Source organism: Mesorhizobium sp. LMG17149, assembly GCF_024518695.1.
Lineage (GTDB): Bacteria > Pseudomonadota > Alphaproteobacteria > Rhizobiales > Rhizobiaceae > Mesorhizobium.
In genome coordinates this window covers 17,378-30,965 of record NZ_JANIFL010000011.1, presented here as the reverse complement: position 1 = coordinate 30,965, position 13,588 = coordinate 17,378, and the positions used below count along the sequence as shown (strand labels likewise).

Below are 13,588 nucleotides of genomic sequence, written 5' to 3'. Positions count from 1 at the left end.
CTTCCCTGGCGGAAATTCAGCGCCGCCCCTCACCTGCCTGCCGGCATCCTCTCCCCGTATAGTGACGGGGAGAGGGCGCTGTCATTGATGGTTTCGCCAATCGCGACTGTGGCTGAAAACAGCGCCAGCGCTGAAGCTGCCCCTTTCTCCCCGTCTCTATACGGGGAGAAATGTCCGGCAGGACAATGAGGGGCAGCGCCAACCTTACAGGACTAGAGCTAATCAAACTCCAACCGCGCCTGTGTCTGCGCCCGAGTGCAAAATGACCGAAAAACTCATCCTCGCTTCCGGCAGTCCGTTCCGAAAGGCGATGCTGGTCAATGCCGGCGTCGACGTCGAGGCGGTGCCGGCCGATGTCGACGAGCGCGCGCTCGAGGGGCCGTTGCAGGATAGCGGTGTCTCGCCCGAGGATGTTGCCCTGGTGCTGGCCGAGGCCAAGGCAAGCGACGTCAGCGAGCGCAGGCCGGGCGCGCTGGTGCTGGGCTGCGACCAGACGCTGTCCCTTGGCGACGAGGTGTTCCACAAGCCGGCCGATAGGGAAGGCGCACGCCGTCATCTGCTGGCGCTGTCGGGCAGGACCCATCAGCTCAACAGCGCCGCGGTGCTGGTCCGCGACGGCGAGGTCTTGTGGCGGCATGTCGGCATCGCCTCGATGACCATGCGCAAGCTCGAACCGGCCTTCATCGGCCGCCACCTCGCCCGCGTCGGCGCCAAGGCGCTGGGGAGCGTCGGCGCTTATCAGATCGAAGGCGAAGGCATTCAATTGTTCGAGAAAATCGAAGGCGACCATTTCACGATTGTCGGCTTGCCGCTTCTGCCGCTGCTTGCCGAACTGCGCACGCTGGGAGCGATCGATGGCTGAGGCGTCAAAGAAGGCTTTCGTCACCGGCCATCCGGTCAAGCATTCGCGCTCGCCGAAGATCCATGGCCACTGGCTGGCCAAACATGGCATCGACGGAAGCTACCAGGCCATCGATGTCGCGCCGCAGGATTTTGCCGAGTTCGTGAAAACGTTGCAGGCAAACGATTACCGCGGCGGCAACATCACCATCCCGCACAAGGAAGCGGCCTTCGCATTGGCCGAACGCCGCGACGAGGCGGCGCAAGAAATCGGCGCCGTCAACACGCTGTGGTTCGCGGACGGCGTCCTGTGGGCCGGCAACACCGACGGTCACGGCTTTGCCGCCAACCTCGACGATCATGCACCGGGCTGGGCAAGCAAGGGTCCGGCGGTGGTGCTCGGCGCCGGCGGCGCGTCGCGCGCCGTCATCCATGCGCTGAAGCAGCGCGGCGTTGCCGACATCCGCATCGTCAACCGCACTGTGGCCCGGGCTATAGAGTTGCGCGATCGTTTCGGCGCCGGCGTGTCGGCGCATGGCATGGCGGCGACCGATGAACTGCTCGGCGATGCCGGCCTGCTGGTCAACACCACGGCGCTCGGCATGCATGGCAATGAAGGCCTGTCGGCCGATCCCGCCCGGCTGCCCGACCATGCCATCGTCACTGACATCGTCTATGTGCCGCTGGAGACGCCGCTGCTCGCGGCCGCCCGCGCGCGAAATCTGAAGGCGGTCGACGGCCTCGGCATGCTGCTGCATCAGGCCGTGCCAGGCTTCGAGCGCTGGTTCGGCGTCAGGCCGCGGGTGACGGCCGAACTCCGGGCGCTAATCGTCGCCGATCTGGTGCCGAAGCCATGATCGTGCTCGGCCTCACCGGCTCCATCGGCATGGGCAAGTCGACTACGGCCAGGATGTTCGCTGACGCCGGCGTGCCGGTCCATGATTCCGACGAGACGGTGCATCGCCTCTATGCCGGCAAGGCAGCCCCCCTGGTCGAGGCCGCCTTTCCCGGCACCACATCTGCCGGGGTGGTCGACCGGGCAAAGCTTGGCGCGCGCGTGCTCGGCGCCGACGCCGCGCTGAAGCAGCTTGAAGCCATCATCCATCCGCTGGTGCGCGCCGACGCCGATGCCTTTCTGGCCAGGCATCGTAGATCAGGCGCGCCGATCGCCGTCCTCGACATTCCCCTGCTGTTCGAAACCGGCGGCCGCAACCGCGTCGACAAGGTCGTTGTCGTCACTGCGCCGGCCGAGACCCAGCGCGCCCGCGTGCTGGCGCGGCCTGGCATGACGGAGGAAAAGCTGGCGTCGATCCTGGCCAAGCAGGTGCCGGATGCGGAAAAGCGGCGTCAGGCCGATTTCATCGTCGACACCGGCCAGGGGCTGGACGCCGCGCGCGCGGCGGTCAATGCGATCATCAGGCAGCTGATAGGAGCCGGCAAACCAGGCCGCTGACACTGGCTGATGTCGTCGCCGCCCCTCATCTACCTGCCGGCATCTTCTCCCCGTATAGTGACGGGGAGAAGGACGCTGTCGCAAAGGATTTCGCCAATCTCCAAGGTTTCGGAAAGGGAGCCGAGGTTGCGGCCAGCCCCTTCTCCCCGTCACTATACGGGGAGAAGTGCCCGGCAGGGCGATGAGGGGCAGCGCAAACCTGTGGCGATTGTCCTAGGCAACGCCGTTTCTCATTGCCATTTTGTTCCGTTGTATGAATCTGCTCCCTTGGAGCGGAGCGACTGATTCGATGCGTGAGATCATCTTCGACACGGAAACCACCGGCCTCGATTCGCGCGACGACCGCGTCATCGAGCTTGGCGGCGTCGAGCTGGTCAACCGCTTTCCGACCGGCAGGACCTTCCACCACTACATCAACCCGCAAGGCCGCGCGATCCACGCCGAGGCACAGGCCGTGCACGGCATCAGCGCGGCGGACCTCGCGGGCAAGCCAACCTTTGCCGAGATTGTGCAGGAGTGGCTGGACTTCACCGACGGCGCCAAGCTGGTCGCCCACAACGCCACTTTCGATGTCGGCTTCCTCAACGTCGAATTCGGCCGGCTTGGTCACCCGGTCATAGACAATGGTCTCGTCGTCGACACGCTGGCGCTGGCGCGCCGCAAGCACCCGATGGGCCCCAATTCGCTCGATGCGCTCTGCCGGCGCTACGGCATCGACAACACCAAGCGCACCAAGCACGGCGCCCTGCTCGATTCCGAATTGCTGGCCGAGGTCTATATCGAGCTGATCGGCGGCAAGCAGGCGGCCCTCATCCTCGACAGCGCCACCGCGCCGGCGCAAGGCGAGAATGTCCGCCAGATCGAAATCATCATCAGCCAGCGCCCGGCACCCCTGCCGCTGCGTGTCACCGAAGCCGAACGCGCCGCGCACACCGGCATGGTCGGGACGCTTGGCGAAAAGGCGCTGTGGCTGAAGGTTGCGGTTGGCTGAGCAACTACTGACCGAAACCCTCGCGTCTTCCTCATCCTAGGGCGGAGCAGGAGCGAAGCGACGTTGCGGAGACCCTAGGATCCATGCCGTGACAGTGGTGCAGTGCTCCGGCGGTGCAAGAAACCGAACGCCTACCACCCCGTCCCGCGAAACAGCTCGAACCATTCCGGATTGGTCTTTTCGATCAATTCGATCTTCCATTGGCGCGGCCAGCGTTTCAGCGACTTCTCGCGCTGGATGGCATCGGTGATATCGAAAAATTCTTCGTACCAGACCAGCCGCTGAACACCGTAGCGGCTGGTGAAGCGCGAGCCCTCACCGGATTTGTGCTCCGGCATGCGGCGACCGAGATCGTTGGTGACACCGATATAGATGGTGCCGGCCTTCTGGCTCGCAGTCATGTAGACATAGCCGGTCATCGTTTTAGCGTAGCGAGCATAGGCGCGGGGGCAAGCGCCATTCTGATCCGTTGCATTCTAAGGCACACGTCACGGCATGGAATCCTAGGGTCTGCGCTGCGTCGCTTCGCTCCTTGCTTCGCCCTAGGATGACGAAGACGGGAGGGCTAGGCCATTCGAAGGGCGCCGGTGCCTCTGCTATCTCTCCAGCACCTCAAACAGAAAACCCGGCACAAGGCCGGGTTCTCAGAAACAACAACGATGGCAGCCGAGCTCAGCTCACCTTGACCTTGGACGCCTCGTCCTCGGCCAGCTTCTGCTGGAACATCTGTGCGAAGTCGATGGGGTCGAGCATCAGCGGCGGGAAGCCGCCATTGCGGGTTGCCTCGGCGATGATCTGGCGGGCGAACGGGAACAAAAGGCGCGGGCATTCGATGAACAGGATCGGCAGCATGTGCTCCTGCGGAAAGCCTGCGATGGCGAACACGCCGCCATAGACCAGCTCGACATTGAACAGCACTTCCTGGTCGAAGGACGCCTTGGCGTTCAGCGTCAGATTGACGTCGAACTGCTTGTCGGAGAGCGGGTTGGCGTTGACGTTGACGTTGATGGCGATGCCCGGCGCCTTGTCGCGGCCGCGCAGCGAATTGGGCGCGCCGGGGCTTTCGAAGGACAGGTCCTTCACATATTGCGCCAGAACGTTGAGCGACGGCTGCGCCGCATTGCCGTTTCCGTTGGCTGCGCCGACCGGCGCGTCATCTTTGCTGGCCATAAGCCTTGTCCTCTTGCCTGGGCAGCGTCGCTGACCGAATTGAAATCGGGCGTTCGCTACCATGGCAGGGATGACAAGACAAGGTTTGCCGCCTTGCGGTAGTGGGTAGCGTCACATTCGATTTTCAGTTTCAATCACATGGCGTCAAACTGCTATTCTGCGCGTCGAGGGTCCAGATGATCACACCCAAAAATTTGACGGCCAAGCTGCGGTCGGTACCGCAAGCCAAGTCTATTTTCGACAAGATGGCTGAGTTGCCCCTTTGGGATGCCGCATACCTTCTCCTGAGGTCCGAATTTTTGCTCAATATGATTGAGTTCGATGCCGGACTTCGCAACGCGCCTTTCGTCGAAGATACTGCCGTGCCGCCTAAGCCGCTTATCGGCCCGCGCCGTACCATATTGAGATTCAATCCGCATGAAATGATGGTCCTTCGACTGAAGGCCGCCCACCCCGCCGCAACCGACGCCTGCCTCCTGGAAGCCATCGAGGCAGCCCGCGAGTTGCAAAGCCAAAAAGCATGGAAACTGATGATGGACGCCGATTTCTCTAGGGCGCGCTCAGCGACTACGTTGCAAGAGGAATGGCCCGGTTTCGAACAGAAGACCTACGAGTTGGCCTATCATGATTTCCGAGTGGCGAACCGATGATAGGTAGGGGTCTGCCGTCTTGGACGGCGCCCTAATCGTCCTTCAGGCGGCGCCACGGCGAGTTGTGATCCGGTCCGCGCTTCAGATCGTCTTCGCGCGAATAGTCGCCGTCTTCGAGGTCGATGACCCTGTCGCGCCGGCCACGAAAACCGCCGGTCGAGAAATCGGTGGCGACGACAATGCGGCCCTTGAACCGGCTCCAGGCAAAATCGCGCAATGGCGGCAGGAACAGCAGCAGGCCGATGATGTCTGATATGAAGCCGGGGATGATCAGGAGGATCGCCGCAACCACGATCATGGCGCCGTGCGCAAGATGGCGGCTGGGGTTCTGGCCGGCGGCCATCTCGGTGCGGATGCGGGCCATCACACCAAAGCCCTGGTATCGGAGCAAAAGCACGCCGGCGATGCTCGAGGCCAGCACGAGGCCGACCGTTGCCAGCGCGCCGACCTCGCGGCCGACGATGACGAAACCGGCGATTTCCAGCAGCGGAAGCGCGAGGAGAAAGAAGGGAAGCAGCGAAATGCGCAAGTCTTGCCAACCTTTTTCGATTGTTATGATCGTTTCGATTGTTTTGGCCGCCAGCGAGCAATCGCCGCTGGCACTGAGGCTGTTAGATAGGTATGCCTGCCTTTGATTTGAATGATTGCGCCTTGCGTTCTATATGCTTTGAATGTTGAACGCTATGCGACCGTGGCCATTGGGCCTGACGGTCCGGCCACAGGGCAGGGATTGATTGGCGGAAGATATGGGATTCTTCGACTTCGGCACGATTTTCTTCCTGATTGCGGCGGTGGTCATCTTTTTCCAGCTGCGCAATGTGCTGGGCCGCCGCACCGGCAGCGAACGGCCGCCCTTCGATCCCTATTCGGCGGCTCGCACCGGCGACAAGGATGCCGCCCAGAAATCCGAAAACGTCGTCTCGCTGCCGCGCAAGCGCGCGCCAGGCGAGCCGGCTCCCGACACCTATGCCGCGATCGACGCTTTCGCCAAGCCCGACACCGACCTCAACAAGGGCCTGCGCACGATCAAGGACAATGATCCGTCCTTCGAGCCGAAGGGTTTCGTCGACGGCGCCAAGATGGCTTACGAGATGATCGTCATGGCCTATGCCGACGGCGATCGCAAAACGCTGAAGAACCTGTTGTCGCGCGAGGTCTATGACGGTTTTGTCGCCGCCATCGGCGAGCGCGAGGCCAAGGCGGAAAAGATCCAGTCCTCCTTCGTCGGCATCGACAAGGCCGACATCGTCTCGGCCGAGATGAAGGGCGGCGAGGCGCATGTCACGCTGCGCATCATCAGCGAGTTGATTTCGGCGACCCGCGACAAGGCAGGCGCGGTCATCGACGGCGACCCGGAAACCGTCGCCGAGGTCAAGGATGTCTGGACCTTCGCCCGCGACACGCGCTCGCGCGATCCGAACTGGAAGCTCGTCGCCACCGAGGAAGAAGACTAGTTCGGAAACACGCGGCGAGGCTCCGGTGTCGCTATCGCCTCTTTTTGTCGAGAAAGCCTTTGGCGACCTGCCCGGCTGGGACGATGACGACCATCTGGCGGCCTTCGCCGCCTTTCGCCGCTCGGCCTTCCATGTGCTGACCAAACCCTATCGCAGCGGTGCGCTCGGCGTCGGCTTCCAAGCTTTTGCCGATGCCTACGCGGAGGCGCGGACCGTTTCGCCGGCGAATCGGTCGCCGGTTTTGGCCCGCGAGGAAGCCCGCGCCTTCTTCGAGCGCCATTTTTTCCCGGCGCTTATCCCTGCCGAAAATGCCGGCGCCGGGCTCGTCACCGGTTTCTATGAACCGCAAGTCGAGGCGTCACCGGTGCGCACGGACCGATTTTCGGTGCCGTTGCTGTCGCGCCCGGCCGATCTCGTCGATATCGACGACGCAAACCCGCCGCCCGGCCTGGATCCCTACCTCGCTTTCGCGCGCCAGACGCCGAACGGGCCGGTCGAGTATCCCGACCGCGGCGAGATCGAGCGCGGCGCGCTCGACGGCAAGGGCCTGGAAATCGCCTGGCTGGCCGACAAGGTCGATGCCTTCTTCATTCACGTGCAAGGTGCCGCACGCCTCGCCATGACCGACGGCCGGCTTGTCCGCGTCACCTATGCCGCCAAATCCGGCCAGCGCTTCACCGGGCCCGGCAAGATCCTGAGCGAGATTGGCGAGATCCCGCTGGCGGAGGTGACGATGCAGTCGATCCGCGCCTGGTTCAAGGCGCATCCGGACCGCGTCGACGAGATCCTGCGTCAGAACCGCTCCTACATCTTCTTTCGCGAGGCCGATGTCGAGGACGCAACCCTTGGCCCGATCGCCGCCGCCAAGGTGCCGCTGACGCCGGGCCGCTCGATCGCCGTCGACCGCCTGCTGCATACATTCGGCACGCCCTTTTACATCGACGCGCCGACGCTCACTGCTTTCGACGCAAAACCGTTCCGCCGCCTGATGATCGCGCAGGACACCGGCTCGGCCATCACCGGGCCGGCGCGGGGCGACCTGTTCGCCGGATCGGGCGATGCCGCGGGCGAGATCGCCGGCGTGATCCGCAATGCCGCGGATTTTTATGCGCTGGTGCCGCGCGCGCTCGTTGCGGGTGCGGTCCGATGACCCGGCGCCCGGACAAGCTCAGCGAGGATGACCGGGTTCTGTGGAACCTGGTGGCGCGCACGGCCAAGCCGCTGAAGGGCAAATTTGCCGTCGACATCCCCGACATTGCCGCCGAGGCTAGGCCAAATCAGCCGCAGCCGGCCCAGCCTGCTGCCAACGCCGCAGGGACCGCAAAGCCGAAGGCTCAGCATGTCACGCACCGCCTCGACGAGCCGACGCTGGACAAATTATCGAAAGGCCGGCTGCCGATCGAGGGCCGTGTCGACCTGCACGGCATGACCCAGGACGAGGCTTATTCGCTGCTGTTTTCGTTCCTGCACCGGGCGCATGCCGGTGGCGTCCGCTATGTCCTGGTCATCACCGGCAAGGGCTCGTCCTCCGGCGGCGATGGGGTGTTGCGGCGCGCCGTGCCGGCCTGGCTGTCGACGCCCGCCTTCCGGCCGCTGGTCTCCAGCCACGACCATGCCGCCCGAAACCATGGCGGTTCGGGTGCGCTCTATATCCGCCTGCGGCGGGCGCGCCTGTGAGGAGTTCTATCATGAGGGCGGGGACATGACCCCGTTCGGAGAGAAGCTGCGCACGCTTAGGAGCGAACGCGGTGTCCGCCAGAAGGACATGGCGGCGGCGATCGGCGTCAGCGCCGCTTATCTGTCGGCGCTCGAACATGGCAGGCGCGGTGCCCCGACCTGGACGCTGATCCAGAAGATCATCGGCTATTTCAACATCATCTGGGACGACGCCGAGGAACTGGCGCAGCTGGCCGAGGCCTCGCACCCGCGTGTAAAACTCGACACGTCTGGTCTTTCCCCCGCCGCCACCGAGCTTGCCAATCTGCTGGCGGAAAACATCGAGAAACTCGACGAAGCGGAGCTTCGCCGCATCACCGCATCGATCCGCGCGGCGTTGAACCAGCGGCCGTAGTCCGACGATCCGAGCGTGATGCAAGTTCGCCTGCCTCAGCAGGAAACTGCCCGCCGGCGGACCGCCAGCGGGCACAGTGGTGAGATCATTTCTTGCCGGCCGTGCCGCCATTTCCGCCCCGGCCGTGATCGCCATTGCCGCCATGGCCATTGTTTCCACCCCCCAGGCAGCCCGACGCCCCGGCATCACCGCAACAGCGGCCGGCCCAGAGGTCGTTGAGGTTGGTTTTGGAACAGCTGGTGGTCTGATCGGCCATGGCGGATCCGGCCATGCTCGACACCGCGAGAGCGGCAAGAAGGGTGTTTCGCAGAAAAGCAGTCATCTGAAGTCTCCATGGTTGGTTTCGGTTCACGGCTGTGTGTCGCTGGCCGAAGCGAAATGGTTCACGGAGAAATGCGAAAATTCATTGGGGGGGCGGTCGCGGTGGGAAATATTGGCAGACGTCGCGCTGCCCCTCATCCGCCTGCCGGCACCTTCTCCCCGTATAGTGACGGGGAGAAGGGTGCAGCCGCGCGGTTGGCGCTTACGACGTTGATGATTGGCGAAAGCGACGATGAAGGCGTCTTTCTCCCCGTCCCTATACGGGGAGAAATGTCCGGCAGGACAATGAGGGGCGGCGGCGACCTATGATGTGAAAGCAGCTAAAGCGCGCCACAAGAACGCGACGTGCCGGGATGGGCGTACCAAAACCTACTGCACCGCGCCGACCAGAACTTGCTGGCCACCGCGGATCGAGACCCAGCGGCCGGTGTTGTCGATCGCCTGCCGCTTGAGGAAGCGGTAACCGGTCGCGTCCCATGGTTTGACCTTGTCGGTCAGATTGTCGAGCACATAGTCGCCCTCGTCGGTGCGCACCGTCAGCACGGCGTGGCCCTCGCCGTCGGGCTTGCGCACGACGGTGATCAGCAGATCGGCAAGCGATATGCTCATGCGTGAAAGCTGGCGCCGCTTTTCCAGCACATAGTCCTCGCAATCGCCGACGCCCTTGTCGGGATAGGCCCAGACCTCGTCCTTGCCGTAGATGTCCATGTCGCTCATCGGCTTGACGGCGGCATTGACCCTGGCCGTGACATTGAGGAGCTTGCGCATCAGCCCGTCGCTCATCGGAGCCGGCGCCAGATTGGTCGGGCGGATCGAGCACTCGCCCGGATGCAGCTTGCAGAAATCATAGTGGCCGATCGGCTGCGAGGTGAGACCCCCGGTCGCCATCGCTCCACCCGCCAAAGCCGGTGCCACCCAGCCCGCCGTCACTGCCAGCCCGGCCGCCACATACACGCGCAGCCGTTGCGCCATCGATGAGGAAATCATTGTCCCCGCTCACCCTTTGTTATTAACGAAAGGTTAAGGGGGATTTACAGTCCGTGTCAATTACGACGACGGTCGGATTGTCGGCATGGTTACCCGAGGGGCTGGACAGCGGCACTTGTGCAACAGAATCGGCCAGCCAGCCGGCTTTTACCGGTCAATCTCACGGTTTGTCGCCGTTAAGCTTGGTTCTATGCAGGTCATCGTCCAAAAATCCGCAATTTGGGCGACTTGCATTATCTCTTGGCGGCGCGGACCAGCTTCGGTTTCACCGCGACACGCTCCTGGCGGCCATAGCTGGTGATGAAGTCGACGATGCGCGGCACGATTTCGGAACGGAAGCGCGAACCGTTGAACACGCCGTAATGGCCAACCGCCGGCTGCATGTAGTGGGCATGCCGCTCAGCCGGGATATTGGGGCACAGATCATGCGCCGCCTTGGTCTGGCCAAGGCCCGATATGTCGTCGTTCTCGCCTTCGACCGTGAACAGCGCGACGTTGCGGATCGCCGACGGATCGATCCTGGTGCCGCGATGCGTCATCTCGCCCTTGGGCAAGGCCTGGCGAACGAAGACGGTGTCGACGGTCTGCAGATAAAACTCCGCCGTCAGGTCCATGACAGCCAGATACTCGTCGTAGAAATCGCGGTGCTTCTCGGCATTGTCGCCATCATGCTTCACCAGATGCATGAAGAAGTCCTTGTGGGCGATGATGTGGCGGTCGAGGTTCATGCTCATGAAGCCGGACAACTGCAGGAAACCGGGATAGACCTCGCGGCCGAAGCCCGGCACCGGCCAGGGCGCATGCATCACGACATTGTCGCGGAACCAGTCGATGCCCTTTTCCTGCGCCAGCAGATTGACCGCGGTCGGATTGCTGCGGGTGTCGATCGGGCCGCCCATCAAGGTCATGGTCGAGGGCACGAAGGGGTCGCCCTTCGTTTCCATCAGCGCCACGGCGGCCAGCACCGGCACCGAAGGCTGGCACACCGCCATCACATGCGTGTCCGGCCCCAGCGTGTGCAGCATGTCGATGACGTAGTCGATGTAGTCGTCGAGATCGAATTGGCCGTCGGCAAGCGGCACCATGCGGGCATCGACCCAGTCGGTGATGTGCACGTCGGCATAGGGCAGCATCGCTTCCACCGTGCCGCGCAGCAGCGTCGCATAATGGCCCGACATCGGCGCCACGATCAGAAGCTTCGGATCGGGCTTGCGCCCGGCGGGCACGGCACGCTCGAAGCGGACGAGATTGCAGAACGGCTTCGACCAGACGGTCTTCTCGGTGACCTCGACGCTCTTCCAGTCGACCACGGTCTTGCTCAGGCCGAAGGCCGGCTTGCCGTAGCGGCGCGTGGTGCGCTCGAACAGTTCGGCCGTCGCTGCGATCGAACGGCCCCATTGCGTGTGGGAAAACGGATTGAGCGGATTGGAATAGAACATCCGCACCGCGTCGGCATAGAGGCGCGCGGGCTGCAAGGCGGCGTGGTTCATTTCATAGAGCTGGTAGAACATCGAGAACCCCGCTGCTGCCTGCGACCGAAGGGACGACGAGCAGACGCCGAGCCCTAGATGTCTCGCGGGGAAGTTAACAACTAATTGCTGCGATGCAATACGTCACGCTGCGTGACCAATGCTTCTTTGGTTCAAGGCCATGGAAATCGGGGCCGAACGGCGCCAGCCGGCTCAGTGTGCGGCTGCGAAATGTGTAGGCAATGTGTCCGGCCCTTTTGCCGGACACCCGACCATGATCCCGAAAAGTGGATTCCGGTTTTCGCTTTGCGACCCCCCGGTTCTGCAGGGAGGTCATGGTCCAAGAAAAGGCCACTCTAGACGCGCGCCATGCACACGGAAGTGTGGCCGGAGCCGATGAAGCCGAGCTGGCCGGCGGCACCCTTCGACAGGTCGAGCACGCGTCCCTTGATGAACGGACCGCGATCGTTGATGCGCACGACGACGCTGCGGCCGTTGTTCTTGTTGGTCACCTTGAGCTTGGTGCCGAAAGGCAAGGTGCGATGCGCGGCGGTCAGCGCCGACGGGTTCATGCGCTCGCCCGAGGCGGTCTTGGAGTGCAGGGCATACCACGAGGCGCGGCCGCACTGGGCGGCGGCGGTCGCCGAAGAAGCGCCGACCATCAGGCCAGCAGCGATCGTTACCGCGACAAGCGCGGTCTGTTTTGGGTTCTTCATATTTGGGGGATGGCTCCGTTTTTGACAGACCCCAGCCGTTAGGTGCCAAATAAGGCGCGAAATGCGGCAGTGATCTGGCGGTTCCGTGGCAATGGCACACGTTTGGAGTCGCTGGGTAACAGTCTGTCAGGGATTTTCGGCACGCGATGGTCAATCAATGATGATCTTTGTGCTGCGGTCAGACGTCCGTTTGACAAGATCGAACATTAATATCCAAGTAGAGCCCGGCATGGTCGGGCCACTTCCTTCGGCTCTTTTATCGCGGCCCCGATGCTCCAACCAATCGACTTCGAAAGCGAGATCCGGCAATGAGGCTGACCAAAAATCTTCTGGCGTTGATTGCCCTTGCCATCGGCGCGCTGTGGTCGCTGCAAGGCATCGGCATCGTCACCATGGTCGTCGGGCTGGCGGGGCTGGTGTGGGCAAACCGTTGATGGGTGTGAGCTGTAGAACGAGAGGCGGCGATCCTTGGCGCCCCCCTCTGTCCTGCCGGACATCTCCCCCTCAAGTGGGGAGATCGGCCGTCATCACTGCTTTCGCCAATCTCCATCATTGAAAAAGGGCAGCGAGGCCGAAGCTGCTAATCTCCCCACTTGAGGGGGAGATGCCCGGCAGGGCAGAGGGGGGCACTGGCCCGCCCACATCTCGAAGTCTGCCCCCGACAACCCTACCCGAACAGCCGATCCAGAATCTTGCCTTCCAGCCGCGCAAGCTCCACCGAACCGCGCCGGCGCGGCCGTTCCACGGGCACATCCAGATCAAGCGCGATCCGGCCTTCGCTGATCACCACGACCCGATCGGCCAGCGCCACTGCCTCGGCGACATCATGCGTGACCAGCACGGCGGTGAACTTCTGCGCGAGCCAGATGCGTTCCAGAAGCTGCTGCATCTCGATGCGGGTCAGGGCGTCGAGTGCGCCGAGCGGCTCGTCGAGAGCCAGGATCTGCGGGTGGCCGACCAGCGCGCGGGCCAGCGCCACGCGCTGCTTCTGACCTCCCGACAGCACCGAAGGCCATTCGTCGGCCCGGTCGGCAAGCCCGACCTCGCCGAGAATGTCGAGCGCGCGTTGCCTTGCCTCCGCGCCGGAAGCAATCCCGGTCAGCCCGACCTCGACGTTTTTCACCACGCTGGCCCAGGGCAGGAGCCGTGGTTCCTGGAACATGAAGCGCGTGCGGCTGTGTCCTTCCTCTTCGACGCCGAATGTCAGCGATCCCGATGTCGGCCGGTCGAGCCCGGCCAGAAGCCGCAAAAGCGTGCTCTTGCCGCAGCCGCTCTTGCCGATGACGGCAAGGAACTGCCCGGCCGGCACGTCCAGGTCGATGCCGTCGAGCACGGTCTTGTCGCCGAAGCGCTTGCCGGCTTGCCTGAAGGCAAAGGCCCGCTGCCCTTCGACGGAGCCGATCGGCCGCACCGGCGTGGCGACGAAGGAACGGGCTGCGGTCAGGCTGGCGGCGGTCATGGGCAAT

The 13,588-nt window shown here is 63.4% G+C and carries 18 protein-coding genes; 10 read left to right on the top strand and 8 right to left on the bottom strand.

Annotated features, from left to right (window positions below):
- Positions 1–262: 262 nt before the first annotated feature.
- From NP945_RS24035 to dnaQ, 4 genes are all read left to right on the top strand, one after another.
- Entirely contained in the window at positions 263–862 is a 600-nt protein-coding gene (locus NP945_RS24035) for a Maf-like protein (RefSeq protein WP_256747714.1), read from the top strand.
- Entirely contained in the window at positions 855–1,697 is an 843-nt protein-coding gene (locus NP945_RS24030) for a shikimate dehydrogenase (protein ID WP_256747713.1), read from the top strand. The genes NP945_RS24035 and NP945_RS24030 overlap by 8 nt, the downstream gene beginning before the upstream one ends.
- Positions 1,694–2,293, top strand: a complete 600-nt coding sequence (coaE, locus tag NP945_RS24025; protein WP_256747712.1) for a dephospho-CoA kinase — start codon at positions 1,694–1,696, stop codon at positions 2,291–2,293. Before NP945_RS24030 ends, coaE begins: the two co-directional genes overlap by 4 nt.
- A gap of 289 nt (positions 2,294–2,582) precedes the next feature.
- Positions 2,583–3,284 (top strand): DNA polymerase III subunit epsilon, encoded by a 702-nt coding sequence (gene dnaQ, locus NP945_RS24020; RefSeq protein ID WP_256747711.1) that lies wholly within the window; start codon positions 2,583–2,585, stop codon positions 3,282–3,284.
- 131 nt (positions 3,285–3,415) lie between these two features.
- Here the strand turns inward: dnaQ and NP945_RS24015 are convergent, their stop codons facing one another.
- Together NP945_RS24015 and secB are read right to left on the bottom strand one after the other, a co-directional pair.
- Entirely contained in the window at positions 3,416–3,703 is a 288-nt protein-coding gene (locus NP945_RS24015) for a GIY-YIG nuclease family protein (RefSeq protein ID WP_256747710.1), read from the bottom strand.
- Positions 3,704–3,956: 253 nt separating this feature from the next.
- Complete coding sequence (gene secB / locus NP945_RS24010; protein WP_023813420.1) at positions 3,957–4,454, bottom strand: protein-export chaperone SecB; 498 nt, start codon at positions 4,452–4,454, stop codon at positions 3,957–3,959.
- 176 nt (positions 4,455–4,630) lie between these two features.
- On the opposite strand from secB, the gene NP945_RS24005 reads away from it, so the two are divergent.
- Positions 4,631–5,104, top strand: a complete 474-nt coding sequence (locus NP945_RS24005) for a hypothetical protein (protein ID WP_127331952.1) — start codon at positions 4,631–4,633, stop codon at positions 5,102–5,104.
- 31 nt (positions 5,105–5,135) lie between these two features.
- Here NP945_RS24005 and NP945_RS24000 read toward each other — a convergent pair whose 3' ends face one another.
- Positions 5,136–5,633, bottom strand: a complete 498-nt coding sequence (locus NP945_RS24000) for an FxsA family protein (RefSeq protein WP_127271639.1) — start codon at positions 5,631–5,633, stop codon at positions 5,136–5,138.
- Between the two features lie 217 nt (positions 5,634–5,850).
- Here NP945_RS24000 and NP945_RS23995 point away from each other — a divergent pair, with 217 nt between their 5' ends.
- Genes NP945_RS23995 through NP945_RS23980 form a run of 4 tightly spaced genes read left to right on the top strand, consistent with a single transcriptional unit; the run spans position 5,851 to position 8,629 of the window.
- On the top strand, positions 5,851–6,558 hold the full coding sequence (locus NP945_RS23995; protein WP_127268043.1) for a Tim44/TimA family putative adaptor protein: 708 nt from the start codon (positions 5,851–5,853) through the stop codon (positions 6,556–6,558).
- Between the two features lie 25 nt (positions 6,559–6,583).
- On the top strand, positions 6,584–7,708 hold the full coding sequence (locus tag NP945_RS23990) for a murein transglycosylase A (protein WP_256747709.1): 1,125 nt from the start codon (positions 6,584–6,586) through the stop codon (positions 7,706–7,708).
- Positions 7,705–8,235 (top strand): Smr/MutS family protein, encoded by a 531-nt coding sequence (locus NP945_RS23985; RefSeq protein ID WP_256747708.1) that lies wholly within the window; start codon positions 7,705–7,707, stop codon positions 8,233–8,235. Before NP945_RS23990 ends, NP945_RS23985 begins: the two co-directional genes overlap by 4 nt.
- A 25-nt stretch (positions 8,236–8,260) precedes the next feature.
- Complete coding sequence (locus tag NP945_RS23980; RefSeq protein WP_256747707.1) at positions 8,261–8,629, top strand: helix-turn-helix domain-containing protein; 369 nt, start codon at positions 8,261–8,263, stop codon at positions 8,627–8,629.
- Between the two features lie 85 nt (positions 8,630–8,714).
- On the opposite strand, the gene NP945_RS23975 is transcribed toward NP945_RS23980, so the two are convergent.
- From NP945_RS23975 to NP945_RS23960, 4 genes are all read right to left on the bottom strand, one after another.
- Positions 8,715–8,951 (bottom strand): hypothetical protein, encoded by a 237-nt coding sequence (locus NP945_RS23975; protein WP_128308821.1) that lies wholly within the window; start codon positions 8,949–8,951, stop codon positions 8,715–8,717.
- 368 nt (positions 8,952–9,319) lie between these two features.
- A complete protein-coding gene (locus NP945_RS23970; protein ID WP_027040328.1) occupies positions 9,320–9,937 on the bottom strand; it encodes a transglutaminase-like cysteine peptidase in 618 nt (205 codons plus the stop codon).
- 233 nt (positions 9,938–10,170) lie between these two features.
- Positions 10,171–11,448, bottom strand: a complete 1,278-nt coding sequence (locus tag NP945_RS23965) for a polyhydroxyalkanoate depolymerase (RefSeq protein WP_127268048.1) — start codon at positions 11,446–11,448, stop codon at positions 10,171–10,173.
- A 314-nt stretch (positions 11,449–11,762) separates the two neighbouring features.
- On the bottom strand, positions 11,763–12,122 hold the full coding sequence (locus tag NP945_RS23960) for a septal ring lytic transglycosylase RlpA family protein (protein ID WP_127268049.1): 360 nt from the start codon (positions 12,120–12,122) through the stop codon (positions 11,763–11,765).
- 308 nt (positions 12,123–12,430) lie between these two features.
- On the opposite strand from NP945_RS23960, the gene NP945_RS23955 reads away from it, so the two are divergent.
- Positions 12,431–12,556, top strand: coding sequence for a hypothetical protein (locus tag NP945_RS23955; protein WP_256747706.1), 126 nt, complete (start codon positions 12,431–12,433; stop codon positions 12,554–12,556).
- Between the two features lie 233 nt (positions 12,557–12,789).
- Here the strand turns inward: NP945_RS23955 and NP945_RS23950 are convergent, their stop codons facing one another.
- A complete protein-coding gene (locus tag NP945_RS23950; protein ID WP_128364338.1) occupies positions 12,790–13,581 on the bottom strand; it encodes an ATP-binding cassette domain-containing protein in 792 nt (263 codons plus the stop codon).
- Between the last annotated feature and the right edge of the window lie 7 nt (positions 13,582–13,588).

Bases quoted from the DNA above. Each gene is read 5' to 3' on its own strand.
- NP945_RS24035 (WP_256747714.1), top strand. From the start codon at position 263: ATGACCGAAAAACTCATCCTCGCTTCCGGCAGTCCGTTCCGAAAGGCG.
- NP945_RS24030 (WP_256747713.1), top strand. From the start codon at position 855: ATGGCTGAGGCGTCAAAGAAGGCTTTCGTCACCGGCCATCCGGTCAAG.
- coaE (WP_256747712.1), top strand. From the start codon at position 1,694: ATGATCGTGCTCGGCCTCACCGGCTCCATCGGCATGGGCAAGTCGACT.
- dnaQ (WP_256747711.1), top strand. From the start codon at position 2,583: ATGCGTGAGATCATCTTCGACACGGAAACCACCGGCCTCGATTCGCGC.
- NP945_RS24015 (WP_256747710.1), bottom strand. From the start codon at position 3,703: ATGACCGGCTATGTCTACATGACTGCGAGCCAGAAGGCCGGCACCATC.
- secB (WP_023813420.1), bottom strand. From the start codon at position 4,454: ATGGCCAGCAAAGATGACGCGCCGGTCGGCGCAGCCAACGGAAACGGC.
- NP945_RS24005 (WP_127331952.1), top strand. From the start codon at position 4,631: ATGATCACACCCAAAAATTTGACGGCCAAGCTGCGGTCGGTACCGCAA.
- NP945_RS23995 (WP_127268043.1), top strand. From the start codon at position 5,851: ATGGGATTCTTCGACTTCGGCACGATTTTCTTCCTGATTGCGGCGGTG.
- NP945_RS23985 (WP_256747708.1), top strand. From the start codon at position 7,705: ATGACCCGGCGCCCGGACAAGCTCAGCGAGGATGACCGGGTTCTGTGG.
- NP945_RS23980 (WP_256747707.1), top strand. From the start codon at position 8,261: ATGACCCCGTTCGGAGAGAAGCTGCGCACGCTTAGGAGCGAACGCGGT.
- NP945_RS23975 (WP_128308821.1), bottom strand. From the start codon at position 8,951: ATGACTGCTTTTCTGCGAAACACCCTTCTTGCCGCTCTCGCGGTGTCG.
- NP945_RS23970 (WP_027040328.1), bottom strand. From the start codon at position 9,937: ATGATTTCCTCATCGATGGCGCAACGGCTGCGCGTGTATGTGGCGGCC.
- NP945_RS23965 (WP_127268048.1), bottom strand. From the start codon at position 11,448: ATGTTCTACCAGCTCTATGAAATGAACCACGCCGCCTTGCAGCCCGCG.
- NP945_RS23960 (WP_127268049.1), bottom strand. From the start codon at position 12,122: ATGAAGAACCCAAAACAGACCGCGCTTGTCGCGGTAACGATCGCTGCT.
- NP945_RS23955 (WP_256747706.1), top strand. From the start codon at position 12,431: ATGAGGCTGACCAAAAATCTTCTGGCGTTGATTGCCCTTGCCATCGGC.
- NP945_RS23950 (WP_128364338.1), bottom strand. From the start codon at position 13,581: ATGACCGCCGCCAGCCTGACCGCAGCCCGTTCCTTCGTCGCCACGCCG.